Here is a 14,663-nt window from a genome sequence, read left to right on the forward strand (position 1 = left end):
GTACTATTAAAGGCTGCGGTTGTGAGATTACTTAAAGTGAGGCTATCGCCGGACACCAGGCCAGTGATCGACAGGTTCGCTAGGCCAACCGTGGCGTTCGCTGTGCCATCGTAAGTCTTGGTGACATTGCCGGTTGTCGCTAACGCGAGGTTGGCGGCGGTGATGTTAACGGTATTACTTGCGCTTCGCGCCGTTAAGGTCGGCAACTGATAGTTGCTAACCAAGCCCCCGGCTGATAATGTGGCTCCGCTTTGATTACCTAGTGTAATTGCAGTAATGTAATTAGTAGAGTTGTCAGCTACGTGACCGCTATTAGCGGTGGCTGCAGTATATGTCAGCGTCTCGCCTGCCACGCCAGTTGCAATAGTTACATTGGTCAAACTATTACTTCCGCTATATACCTGTACATCACTAATTGTGATAGTTTTCGGAGTGATATTGCCTGTAACGCCAGTTTGTTGAACTACGTTGTAATTGCTTGCATCTGCACCAGAAATACTAGAATTTAGGGTAACGCTCAGGTTGCTACCGACGTTCTTGCTGCTGAAATTACCACTGGCACTTAGTGATACAACATCGCTTACGGAAGATGTCGCATTACTAAGTACGCCGCCTAAGGCGCCATTGTTGGTAAATGTCGCTACAGTGCTATTGCTATAAACAGCATCAGTTACTTGAGTTCCTGAAACAGTCAGATTTGCCTTGGTAACCTGAATGGTTCCGTTTGAATAGGTGATCGTGCCATAGCCCAATGAATTGGTAGTGATGCCAGTAATGCCTGCTGTGTAATTGCCTGCTTTTAGGTAACCAGCTGTCGAATAACCAGCCCCAGCAATCGCCAATGTTGGTACGTTAGCCGCACCAAATATCTGGGTATATGTATCGCCATTTTGCGTAGTAGAGCTCATGGCACTGGATGTGCTGTTGCCATACACAATCGTTGCATTACTTGCGCTGATAGTTAAAGTAGGCGCCTCACGATAAATAGCGTAAGTGCCCGTACTCAATGCAGCTGAAGTCGCGTTATATCCATTTGCAGTTGCATTACTACCGTAACGGAATCTACCGCTGCCACTACCAATCAAGGTTGTTATACCTGTACTACCCGCAATACTTCCAGTGAACAAGGTAATACGCCCACCGGATCCAGATGAGACATTACCGCTTCCTGACAAAGTGATATTGCCACCTGTCGCTGTTCCGTTAGCAGTGCCTGATCCAGCATTCAGAATAATTGCACTGGTTCCGTTAGTGCTGGTGGTATTAACCGTCTGGGTTAACGCTAGGTCACCTGCAACAGTACTGATGTTTACTAATCCGCTGGCGTTAACTCCATTAACACTACCAATTGTTCCAATGGTCAATCCATTGGCATCAACATACGTTACGTTGGTAACATTGCTTGCGGCAAATGTAGTGACATTATTGCTTGTATTGGAAAGGTTGATATTGCCGCTCTGAACCAATAAGTTAGCTGCAATAAACCCTGCTGTCTGTGTAGCATTACCACTTAAAAGCACCCTATTTACGGACACGGAGCTGAGTGCAGAGTTAATGGCAATGTTAGGGGCAAATAACGATAAGTTGCCCGCAAACCCAGTCATTGAGCTGTTGTAAGCTAAATTGGCTGTAGTACTAGCAACATAAGCAGTGCTATTGGCATAGGTCATGCCACTGTACTGACCTAAGACTAGGTTAGCCAATGAACTCACGTTAGCAATAGATAAATTACCGAATGTTGTGCCACTCGTTGTTGTGAAAGTACCAGTTGTAACGGTTCCATTCCATGTACCAGTCGTACCCCAATCAGCCGCTGCATTTGGTGCCCAGGTTAAGGTGCCTGAAGTATTAACGGTTAATACATTCGAACCAATTTTTGGTGTGATCAAGGTGATATTGCCCGAACCAGCATCAATTTTTGTTCCACTGGTAACCGAAAGAATGGATCCACCGGTCACGGATGCATTACCAGACCAGACCATGACATCGCCACCACTGGTGGTGATGTTGCCATTGAAATCCATAGCATTATTATTGGCAGCCGATGAGCCAGCTGACCCGCCATCACCTACGGTTAAACCGTTCCAAACCAATGAACCATTTGTGGTTGAACTCCCACCAATCCATACCATGCCGCCATTGGTTGTGATATTTCCCGTTCCGCTATTGCCACCATAGTTGGTATTGCCATAATCGGACCACTCAATCACATTGGCAGATGTGCCAGTCGCTGAAATATTGCCGTTAATTTGAAGGCGACTATTGGATCTCAGCGTGATATTAGATGTTGCCCCACCCGTTTTTTGTATTGAGCCGACGCCAGACATATAAATTGCGTAGTTATCACTCGCATTGTTGCCCTGAACCCATAAATCTCCGGTGCCATTACTAGTCATGGCCGCGGTAATGTTGACTTCACCACCGTAGAGAGAAATACCGCCCTTAACAGTTACGTTGGAATTCCAGTCAACAGCATAAGTGTTGTAAGGATTACCAATAGTCAGCTTATTAGGCGTATAGGTGGTGCCGTTAATTGTTGGATTCAGGTTGAACCAGGATGTATAGACATCTTGTCCAGATGACGCTGTGTCAGATAACGGCAAGATTGAAATGCTACCGTTAGTGCCAATGGTAGTGGTGCCTAAGCTCCAAGTATTGGCGCGAAGTGTGACATTGCCGGTGCCGGTATTAATCGTTGGAGCTTGACCATTAAATAACTGTGATCCACTAATCGTAATATTAGCGTTTGTTGATGTCACGTTACTACCAGCTAATTGACCTACCGTTCCAGCTAAGAAAATATAATTATTGTTGGTAGTCGTGATATTAATATTGCTACCCCCGGCTAATACATTGCCATACATCACAATGCCGCGATTGCCAGAGCTTGCCGTTCCCGTTAACGTAACATTACCCACATCAGAGATGATGTTGTTATTGTTATAAATATAAAGTCCCGCCTGAACACCGGAACCAGTAAGCGTTACATTACCGCCAGTTGATCGAATCGTGCCGCCTTGACTAGTATTGTCAAAATAAGAACGGATGCCAGAGTAATCATAGTCATTGGTACCCGACCCAGTTGTCGAACCGGTAATAGATATGTCGCCTTTGGCAATAATATTGTAAGCACCACCATCCCACGTATTTAAATAGACTCCAGCTAGAGTTCCGCAACCAGCAATATTGATGGAACCATTACCAGCATTAATCGTCGCATTGCGACCAAAAAGGACGGCATTGCCCCCAGAAGTATTGCCTTGTATGCTGATGTTTCCACCACCGGAGTACATCGCTACATTAGTGGTGCTACCACCAAACTCAATTGCCCAATCCGAATTCTTATTCACTGCACCTGTAGGTAGGACAAAGCCAGCGGCATCCGTAGTAGTAGCCGTGCCACCGCCGACGATAATTGCGCCGCCGCCAGCTAGTTGAGATGTATTGCCATTGGCGGAATTTAAAACAATATTTCCATCTTGCAATACAACGCCACCAGCAACGCCGCCATTAGAGTTGGACCAGAAAACTAAGGAGCCGTTATTGGTTTGATAGGTACGTGAAACGTTCACACTAAAGATTTGACCGGTAGCTTTTAGGATGAGAGCATTGCCAGCGCCTGAAGAAGTAATATTAGAGCCGGAGTAAATTCCACCAACAGCATTAATCGAAATTACGCCAGCAGAAGAAATATTCGTGCCAGCAAGATAAGTGCCGTATGTAGCTGCGCCAGTATTGCCATTAATGGTGATATTGCCTGAAGTCGAGGTAATGGCTCCAATGCCGCTATCAAGAACCCAGTCAAAGCCATAACTAGATCCAGAGGTTCCCGTTAAATTGATATTGCCACTATTGGTAGTAATGTTTCCAGAATAAATATAAATGCCCTGATTGGCTGCTGCAGTCGTACCGGTAAGGTTAATATTTCCTGCACCAGCAATCAGATTAAAGTTCGAGTTGATGTAAGCGCCAAGATAGCTGGTTGAGGTTGCACAAACACTAATTCCGCCAGTGCCTTGCGAGGCATTTAAGTTAACTGTGGCACCCGAATAAATACCATCGCTTGATGAAGATGTGCCATATAAATTGATGGCGCCAGCGCCTGATGTCGTTACATTAACAGCTACACCAAAGTCAAGTCCAATATTAGATACGGCAGTACCATTTAAGGTGACTGATCCACCCGCTGTACTGAAGTTTGTTTGATTGGTAACAAAATTGATGCCAGACTGGCTGCCGGTCTGGTTACCAACGAGCGAAATATTACCTGTTGTGGTTGTGAAATTACCACCACCCAAATGAATGGCATCGTAACCAAGTGAACCAGTTACGTTAAATGTAATATAGCCTGTCGTAGTTGAGTAATTAACGGTATAGGGCTGGTAAAAACCCGCCCATGATGGAGAATTTGCCGTAATTGAAATTGAGCCGCCACTGGTCGACTTAATGTTGCCCAGGTAATACTCAATTGCACTAGAGCCGCCACTGCCATTCAAAGTAATATTGCCAGAGGCTGATGTTAGGTTAAACATGTTCACCGCATCTGAGCCTAAACGAATGCCGTAATTACCAGCTGCTGGAGTTGACGTTCCTGTAATGCTGATAGCACCGGTACCAGTTGAATTAAATTCAATACCGTTATTGGCAGCATAAACTGCAGCTGCTCCACTAGAGCTAGCATTAATGGTAATACCCTGTGCGGTAATGCTGGTGCCATTCGTAGCACCACCATAAGCATTGAACTCAATACCATTGCCAGTAGCATTTGTCTGAATATTTAGGGATCCATTACCAGCATTAATGACCGATGCGCGATCAAACATCACGCCATAACCACCGGTGCTCTTGGCATTAATAGAAATATTGCCGCCACCGGTATACATCTTTGTGAATGTATTGCCAGCGCTACCAGGATTAAATGTAATCGTATTGCCTGCGCTGACTGCAGCGCCAGTTGGATTACCATTGGCGTCAACAGTTGCACCACCACCAAATATGAGGTCACCGCCACCGGTTGCCTGATTGGTAGCCCCATTCGCCGTATTAAATATCAGACCAGCATTGAGCATAGAAATGCCACCGCCAGAAGTGCTGTTGGCATTACTCCAGAACACCATCGTGCCATTATTGGTCTGGAAGGTCAGGTTATCAGCGCCTGATGCAATTGATCCTAGTGCTTTGACTAGTAAATTCGAATTAGCGCCAACACTCTTCAAACTGCTACTGAGAGTGATATTGCCTGCGTACAAGCTAATTGGCCCGGAAATATTGAGCGCACTTGAAGATCCAATCGTTAAATTGGCAGCATTGGTTGCGCTACCTATTGTGAAGGCAGTAAAAGCATTAGCAACGTTGTAATTGACCGATTGTGCCGCACCAAAGCTAGTGCCATTTGGCTGGATCAGAATAGTGCCTGAGCCAGTAAAGTTTCCAGTGCTCGGTGCATTTGTATTGGTAAATGTTAGCGCTCCACCCGCAACACTAGTATTGCCCGTATAAGTTGCTGCGCCAGTAATGTTGACTGCATTAGCCTGGCTAATGGTGAGAGCACCTGATCCAGAAATCGCATTACCAATCGTGATGGCATCAGTTCTATTAAAGGCGACAGAAGCGCCACTACTAATATTGATATTAGAGCTTGCGTTAACGCTGCCGACAGCAGTGCCATTGCCAATCTGTAAAGTACCGCCTGTTACATTGGTGCTACCTGAATAGGTATTTGCTCCAGTCAATATGGTTATGCCGGAACCAGCTTGGGTCAAAGTACCCGTGCCACTAATGCCTAAATTTTGCGTTACTGTATCGCTATGGTTATAAATTAACGTGCCGTTATCAGCAATTGCGGCGGTGCTTGCAATCGAACCTACTGTTGTACCGTTACCGATCTGTAATGTACCAGCACTGATGGTTGTATTACCTGTGTAGATACTAGCACCAGTAAGGGTTAATACAGATGATCCATTAACAACTAGATTACCAGCGCCTGCAATAACGCCCGAGTACGTTGTTGCGCTATTAATAGCATTGGCAGTAAGCGAATAACCTGTTCCGAGATTAATCGTGCCTGCGCCAACAAATGAACCAATCGTATCGGTTGAAGATACGTTATACGTAGCGCCACTACTGATATTGACAATAGTTGCATCGGCTAAGCTACCGTTTACAACCAATGTACCCGCTGATACATTGGTTGTACCGGTATAGGTATTAGCATTGGTTAAGGTAGTAATCCCTGAGGTATTCTGAGTTAAATTACCCGCTCCAGAAACAATGCCGTTGAGCGTCACATTGCCAGCAGCACCAGACAAAGTTAGTGTGTTGCCATTGGTATTGATGGGAGCGTTAATGGTGAGGTTACCCGCACCTGTGGCAAAGCTTGATCCAGCAGCCAAGTAAATGTTCGAGCTACCCGAGCCATTAATAATAATGTTGCCTGTTGATGTGGCATTCATTGCACTGCTGCCATTCAAATACAATGCACCGGTTGTTGCAGTGACACCTGCAAAGTTAAACGTTAGCGTTCCATTGGTGCTTGTAAAGGATGGACTAATAACTGCACCGCCTGTATTTACAGAAGTTAAGTCTCCTGCAAGCGCGCTGATATTAAAGGTGACATTACCGCTAGTAGCAGTAGTTGGTGAAGATCCATACTGAATCACGCCCCAATCACCCGCCGTTTGAGTCACGTTAATTTGTAATGCGCTACCGCTTGCAGCATTAATCGCGGTATTTGCATAAATACCCATTGCCCAGTGACTACCGACACCCGAAGAAGCATTGGCAGTTAAGGTAACCGCACCATTGGTATTTAAGGTTGAATTTGCTTGTAGTGCAATGGAATGAGCGTAAGCCCCGGTTGAAACTCCCAATAAGTTCAACGATGCACCAGATGCCGCAGAAAGGTTATTTACTCCCGATAGATTGACGGCAGTATTCATGGTGGAGGCCCCTACCGCCGTACCGCTAGTAGAGCTATAGCCAGCCAAAGTCACATTACCGCTAGATACATTGACTGTGGCGTTATTTAATGTGACATATGCAGTATTTGTTGCATTACCAACCGTATAACTACCTGCGCTGTAATTAAATGTTAGGTTGGCATTGTTAACGGCAATATTGCCACCACCCAAACTACCAGTCGTTCCTGCATTACCAACTTGGAGCGTGCCATTATTAACGGTTGTGCCACCAGTATAGGTATCCGTACCATTCAAAGTGAGGGTGCCTGTACCAGCCTTGATCAAGCCCCCTGCTCCCGCGATAGTGCCACCAAAAACAGTGGATGAGTTGTCACCAAAGGCGGTGAGCACATAACCTGAACCGAGATTAATCGTGCCAACACCAGCAAATGATCCAATCGTATCTGTTGCAGAAACGTTATATGCTGCGCCACTGGATACGTTAACAGCAGTACTGTCACTCAAACTACCGCTAACAATTAAGTTGCCAGCCGAAACATTAGTTGCGCCACTATAAGTATTAGCGCCAGACAAGGTTAAAGTACCTGAGCCAGCTTTAATCAGCTGTGCTGTCGTACCACTAATGCAACCACTATAAGTTGAAGCACCCGATTGATTGACATTGAGCGCTAGTCCCGACGCCACCGCAATATTGCCAGCCCCAGACACATTTCCGGTTAAATTAATGTTGCCAGTAGTGTTATTAGTAGTAGTTAAACCAGCATTGAGCGTGATATTTCCACCAGTTACAGCAATCGGACCCGATACATTAATCAAGCTACCTACCGTAATATTGGCAGTATTAGTAGCCGATCCGAGGGTCACTGAACTCAGTGAAGAATTCGCGGTTGCACAGAAGGTAATCGATGACGTATCTAAAGCAGTTGTGAATGACGTTCCAAGCGGTGCAATGGTCACACTTCCATTGCTAATGAGCTTATATGTATTTGGCGAAGATCCAGTGCCATCAAAGAAAATATCATTCGATATAAGGGAGATATTTCCGGTTTGACCATACTGCCCAATGACCACTGTTTGCGATCCATTCGCGGTGTTTCCTTGAATGCCGTAAGAGTTGGTTCCCGTACCCTTAGTACCAGTTAGCGTGATATTGCCGGTAGTAGATTTAATGGTGGAGCTATTAAGCCAAATTCCAGCGTCATTATTGGCGGAACTGACATTACTACCACCTACACCATTCAAATTAATGTCTCCAGCCGTGGAACTTAGAGAGGTACTTGCTTCAGAAAGAATACCGGCATTCTGAAGGCCGCTAGAATTTCCACCCGTACCGTTGACAGTGAGGCTACCACTTTCAGTTGTTATATTTGCAGTATATAGATGCACACCATAGTCATAGTTTCCGGCTGTACCACCCGTGCCATTAATGACAATAGCGCCGGATCCCGTTGTGCTTACGTTTGTGCTGACTAGCTCTATGCCAAAGTTTGTGCCGCAAGCAGATGCACCACCAACACCAACCAAATTGATATTGCCACCAGCCGCTTTAACGACGCTACTATTTCCAATAAAAATACCTGCACGGGGGTTATTTAAATTTCCGCTAGCATTGGCATTACCAGCCATGTAGATATTGCCACCAGAAGTGCTGAGAGTAGTGTTAAAGATTCCAATTCCATACCAGCCGATTAGATCGTCCTGCTTAGCGGAAGCTGAGCCTACGCTAATAGTAGTTGCACCTGCGTATGGGGTCCATGCTACAGAACTGGTTGTATTGCCACCACCTATCCAAATACCACCACCATTGGTATTGATGAAATTAAAACCAGCGCTGCGAAGTCCGTTGTTCAACCATACGGATCCATTGCCACTACCATCGGAGTCAGCCCAGAGAATAGTATTCAATTTTCCGCCGGCAGTTCCATTGCTAATCGTAACGTTCACATTGGGACTGACGCCATCATATCCAACTGAAATGGTATTTTGAGCTTGGAGCAAAAGTGAGCCAACGCCACTTGTATTTTCTGTAATGTTTGCCATTACAAAAATATTGTTGCCATAAACAGAAATAGGTCCAGCAATGTTTACAGCATTAGAAATAGTAACGTTTTGAGAGTTTGTTGTTTTGCCAATTGTTAAACTGGCTAACGACGTTCCTAATGTTAAGTTAGTAGTAGAAAATGCAGATGCAAAACTGGTTGAGTTCGAGTAGATCCCAAAATTACCACTTGAATTAACGGTTGTGGGCGCAGCAAAATTAATTTTGTCGCCAATCAAAGTCACATTACTTGAACTTGATGAAACTACTGAGCCTATACCAAAATTCGCCTGAAGGCTTAATGAATTTGCTGAGCTTGAACCATTCAGCGTGATATTTCCACTGGAAGACACTATATAGTTATTGCTGGCCAGATTAATGCCCGTGCCATTGCTTCCTGATGCATACCCAATTAGATTAATCGCACCAGAGTTCGAATCAATAGTTAAAGTGCCGGCAGTACCGGTGCTATTCATATTAAAATTAACACCGGTACTATTGGCTCCTGCACTACCATTAATAGTGATTGCGCCAGTACCTGTTGCATTGATTGAGCCCCCAGGCGCAAAACGAGCCTGAATCCCAGTTGCTGATCCGCCACCAATTCCAGTAAGCGAAATTCCCCCGCCCGCAGTGATATTGAAGCCTAATCCATTTCCAAGACTGGCAGCACCAAGCTCTATCCCACACCATGCTCCAGAGGCTGCGTTACCGGTAATGTTGATGGAGCCAGAACCCGCATTAACTTTTGAATCTTGCGCAAAGACAACACCATCAACCCCACCAGAGGAAGTACTGGTGCCATTGATGGAAATATTGCCACCACCGGTATAAATGGTTGTGAGAGTAAGACCATTAGTATTGGTCCCCAAACTAATTCCAGTAGTTGTTGCAGATAATGCTGCTCCTGTTGGAATGGTATTTCCGGCAGCATCTGCTCCTGTGGACGTACCACCACCCATTGTCAGCGCGCCACCACCAGTGGTCTGACTTGTATTTCCATTTGCAGTATTAAATGTACTTGTGTTACCAAAAGCAATACCGCCAGCCGTACCGCCATTGGAATTACTCCAGAAAACTAAACTTCCATTATTGGTTTGATAAAGTAAATTTGCTGCACCTGTAATGGTGCCAACACCTTTAACCAGAATTTCTGATGTGCTTCCAGTGCTTGTCAGGTTAGCATTGAGGGAAATGTTGCCGCCGTAAATACTGATTGGGCCAGCAATATTGGCAGCGCTTGCAATCGTTATGTCTTGAGTATTTCCAGTATTACCAACAGTTAAGCTAGCGACTGAAGTGCTCAACGCCAAGTTGGCAGTGGAAAGTGCGGATGCAAAACTGGTTGCATTCGATAGTATTGAAACGTTACCACTGGTGTTGACAGTTGTGCCTATGCCAAGATTAATCACATCACCAGTAATAGTTACATTCGCGGTACTACTAGTGACATTAGTACCTGCCAGCTGACCAATGGTATTTGCTACGCTATTAAAGTAAATGCCTTTTGTACCGCCATTGATGACAATTGGACCACCAGAGGATAAATAGTTAACACCTGGGGAGAAAATTCCATATAAAGTTCCCGTACCTGCACCATTTACACTAATGCCACCCCCACCAGTTGCCTCGAGATATTTATTGTCGGTAAAATCAAACACCACACCATAGTTATTAGCGGTAGTAGTTACACCAGCAATCGATATCGCGGTACCACTTGTTTTAGATGACTCTATATACAGGCCTGTCGTGCCAGTGGCCACATTATTACCAAACTCAAGACCATAGGTATAACTCGAATTACCGCTAATATTTACTGCGCCCTGTCCAGAGCGTATTTGAAGATCACCATAACCAACAACACCAAAAGCAGCTGTGGAGCAACCTAGAATGGAGACATTACCCCCACCACTATAGATCAGTCCAGTGCTATTGCCGTTGGCAAGTAAACTACTCGTGTTAGCTGTGGTACCAAATTGCACGCCTGACATTCCAGTAGAAGTGCTGTAAGCAAAACCAGTTGGGGTATTTCCTGAATTCGATCCACCGCCGATGATGATATCGCCGCCGCCAGAAGACTGACTCGTAGCTCCATTAGCAGTATTGAGCGTGACATTGTTACCAAATGCGACGTAGCCTGATGAGCCACCATTGGCATCACTCCAAAATACCAAGCTACCGTTATTGGCTTGGAAAGAAGTGGCATCAGCGGTAGTGATGTTGCCATTGGCTTTGGCTAAAATGCCCGAGCCATTGCTTGTAGTCGTCAAGCTTGAATTGAGCTTAATATTGCCGCCATAAATGCTGATAGGTCCAGCAACGGATAATTGATTATTGCTTACGTAAACATCTTGGGTATTTGTAAGGCTTCCCACCCTGAATGATGACAACGTTGAGGGGAACGCAAACCAACCAGTATCTACACTTTGTCCAAATGAAGCCGTATTCGATTCAAAAACAAATGCGCCTGTAGTATTGGTTATGGTTGGCTCAATACCGACTGCAGTATTCCAATTGAACGTATAGCCGCGGAAAGTGATATTTCCCGTGCCCGCACTATAAGTCATATAGTCAAGCTTTAGTAAGCCTGAATTATTTGCATCACTATCAGCATTTAGGGTAATGCTGCCATTATTGGTTTGAATGGTATTTGCAGTACTTGCGGTCGTAATATTATTAGTCGCGTTAATCGTAATCGCCGAGCCATTGGCTGTGGTCTTCAAGCTTGAATTGAGCGCAATATTGCCGCCATAAACCGTAATATTTCCTGCTGTTTGCACCGTATTGGATAAAGTTAAATCATAGGTATTGGTAGCGCTTCCCAATGTAAGGCCACCTAAAGCGGTTCCAAAGTTCCAAGCCCTATCAAACGACATTGAGGCATTAGTATCTTCGACTAAAAGTCGTGTGAAGCTGCCGTTTGTGCTTTGTATTGTTAAGTTGCCAGTTGTGCGGAAATAGTTTGACGAATTGGTTGAGGCGTATGCGAAACGTTGTCCAATGCGGTCGGACTGAATCAGGATATTCCCACTATAGGCATTCGTTCCATCAAAGCCAATGACGTTGTTATTATTCTGAATACGAATACCATCATCGTAATAACCAGTCGCATTGTTATTGCCGATAATATTGATAGCGCCACTTTGAGAGGTGACATTTGCATTACTCAATTGAACGCCACCTGAATCACCTCCAGAGTAGGCCACGGTAGTATTGCCGGTGATATTGATTGAGCCACTATTTGTTTTGATAGTGCTCCAAACGGTGATGCCGTTTCGCCAGCCAGTAGCACTACCAGCTGTATCTGAGAGTGTGGCAGTGACGGTAATATTTCCAGTGCCGGTACTAATTAATGCATTAGTCCCCTCAAGACTAACAGCGCTTCCTTGGGAATAGTTTCCATACAGTCGCCCAACAACCTGAATATCACCATTGGTTGTCTGAACAGTCGAATTAGACATGAATACGCCATAGTTGGTTCCAGATGTATCTTGGGTAGTTCGATACGAGAAGCCATTTATCGATGCATTTCCTGTGCCAATGCTCATGGTTGAATTAGTGATGGATAAGGCGGTGCCAGTTCCCCAATTCGTTGCGCCACCACTACCAACTGTCAGCCCATTCCATGTCGAACCACTTTGACTCTCGCCACCTATCCACAGCTGTCCACCATTTGTGGTGATCGTAGAGCCGCTAATATTCATGGTGCCATTGCACCCTGCATTATTCGCAGTCCACAAGACGATATTTAACTTCCCAGAAGTCGAAGTGATGTTGGCATTAGTAAGCGTAATCGGGCCATTGGGATTGCTAAGGCCAGTCCTCAAAGTTAAGGTTGCATCAGCACCAGCAGACTTCAGAAGAGTGACGCCAGAGTTCCAGACAATAGAACCTGCGACATCATTCAGAATGCTAGTGCCAGAATTTAGTGTGGACTGATATGAATTGGCAACAGCTTGAGTGATTGTGGAGTCCGACGGATCCAACAACCATAAACCACCTTGACCATGGTCAGCGCCGGCATTAACGATGATGCCGGTAGTGTCTACATTGTGGCTAGAGGTTTCTACTTTGCCGCCGTCGCCACCGTTTGCACCACCTCTGGCATAAATACTGCCGTATACAGTTGTTGTACTGTTCGCATTCCTTACATCAGACCAGATGACTACCTTACCGCCATTACCGTTATCCGTTGCACTCGCATCAATGGTGACGTTTTGACCCATGTACGTTGTAGTGGCTTGATAAGTGCCGTTGCTTCCTTGCCAATCACCACCCACCAGAACATTGCCGCCACCCGTTGCGCCGCTGACATTGACTGCAGTGCTGTCATCAAGCGTGATCGAGTCACCCAAGATCGTGATGTTACCGCCCTGACCTCTTCTACTACGTGAGTTGATACTGGTGATACCAGTCAATGCTGCTGTTAGCGGCAATGATGGTGGATTGAATGGATCGTTAAATGGATTGGTGCTTTGCGCATTTGTGGCAACTACTTGAACATCACCGCCTTGTGTATCACCATCCGCATTAATGCTTGCATCTGCGACTGCAACTTGTGCGCCCGCAATCTGAACTTGTCCGCCACGTTGTGAGCTGCTCACGTCAATGTTGGCATTCACGTTCAGTGTTTGGGTTGCTTGTACTTTTAATGTGCCGCCTTGTACTGGGCTAGTAGCAATGACTTTGCCAGATATGGCCACGGTTTTACCGTTGATCGTGATCGTGCCAGCCTGCTCTGTGTCACTACTGACATCCAGCGTGCCAGTGTTAGTAACATTGCTGCCTTCCAGAACAATACGGCCGCCTTTTTGGCTAACGCCCTTCGCTTCAATCGTGCCGCTGTTGATCACTGTGGCAGCAAGTTGGTTCATCGCGCGCGCTGACAGAATCACTAAACCATTTGGTGCCTTGATTGCGTAACGGTTTTCTACCAGCACATCAATTTGGCTAGCGGTTACCGTAATACTTTCTAATTTGCTTGAGGCGCCAAAGTTCAATGAAATCGCTTCACCACCTGCCATCACTACAGTACCCGCTTGCGCTACCAGCAAACCGGTATTGCGAACCTCTGGTGCGAGCATGGCAATGTAGCCATTCAGACTCGTTTGAATCGTACCTTCGTTAATGACTTTGCCTGTACTACCATTGCGATCAAAGGTCGTACTTCCCGCCATGAAGGCAGCATCACTCATGCTATGAGTCGTTGCAACAATACCGCCGACGTTGACTTGCGCTCCTGGCGCGAAGTACACACCAGCGGAGTTCAGCAAATACACCTGACCATTGGCAGTGAGGTTACCAAAAATTTGACTAGGGTTTGGTGAGTTAACGCGATTGAGTGCAACTGAGTTAGCACTTGGCTGCACGAAATTAACAGAAGCTTGTGAGCCGATGTCGAAGGTATTCCAATTAATGGCAGCGCGATTTGAAGACTGAGTCACCGTCATCATGTTACCGTTGGTCATCATGGACGCAACGCCAGCGGCAATTTGTCCACCGGTTGGTAATTGATTTGCTGCCGGCGGCGCAGCGATAGCGGCTCCTCCCGACATAACAGCCGCAATCGCGAACTTACGAGTAATACGGGTAAGGGATTGCTCCTTACCATGTGCGCGGACGATTTCACTCACGGCCACCCAAGCGCCCTGGGCTTTACTCCAGATCACCTTGAACATGCGGTTGAGTGAACTATTCATTCGCTA

1 protein-coding gene is annotated in these 14,663 nt (G+C 45.8%); it reads right to left on the reverse strand.

The genetic code is table 11. The annotated features are described in order from the left end of the window. On the reverse strand, window positions 1-14,657 hold a 14,657-nt coding region (locus ICN34_RS10160), incomplete at its 3' end, for an autotransporter-associated beta strand repeat-containing protein (RefSeq protein WP_216122457.1). Window positions 14,658-14,663: the final 6 nt, after the last annotated feature.

This window comes from Polynucleobacter sp. Tro8-14-1 (assembly GCF_018881655.1).
Lineage (GTDB): Bacteria > Pseudomonadota > Gammaproteobacteria > Burkholderiales > Burkholderiaceae > Polynucleobacter.